The 315-nt window shown below is 71.7% G+C and carries 1 protein-coding gene; it reads left to right on the top strand.

Going from position 1 to position 315, the window contains the following annotated elements; translation table 11 throughout:
- On the top strand, positions 1-315 hold a 315-nt coding region (locus KN815_RS49205), incomplete at both ends, for a ketoacyl-synthetase C-terminal extension domain-containing protein (RefSeq protein ID WP_216348216.1).

The raw sequence follows: 315 nt of genomic DNA, 5'->3' as shown, positions 1-315 counted from the left end.
GCTCAGGAGCCGTCGCCGCATATCGACTGGTCGGCGGGTGCGGTGTCGTTGTTGCAGGAGTCGGTGGAGTGGCCGGAGTCGGGTCGTCCCCGGCGGGCGGCGGTCTCCTCGTTCGGCTTCAGCGGTACCAACGCGCACACCATCATCGAGCAGGCTCCGGTCATCGAGGAGGAGGCCCCGCGTGAGGTGGCCACGGCCCCTGGTGTGACGTCGTGGCCGCTGTCGGCGAAGTCCGCCGACGCGCTGCGTGCGCAGGCCGTGCGGCTCCGTTCCTACCTGGACGAGCGGCCGGAGATCGCACCGGCCGACCTCGGC

The sequence above is a fragment of the Streptomyces niphimycinicus genome (genome assembly GCF_018883605.1).
GTDB lineage: Bacteria > Actinomycetota > Actinomycetes > Streptomycetales > Streptomycetaceae > Streptomyces > Streptomyces niphimycinicus.
The sequence above is the reverse complement of the archived record's forward strand: the minus strand, read 5'-3'. Positions and strand labels throughout refer to the sequence as shown.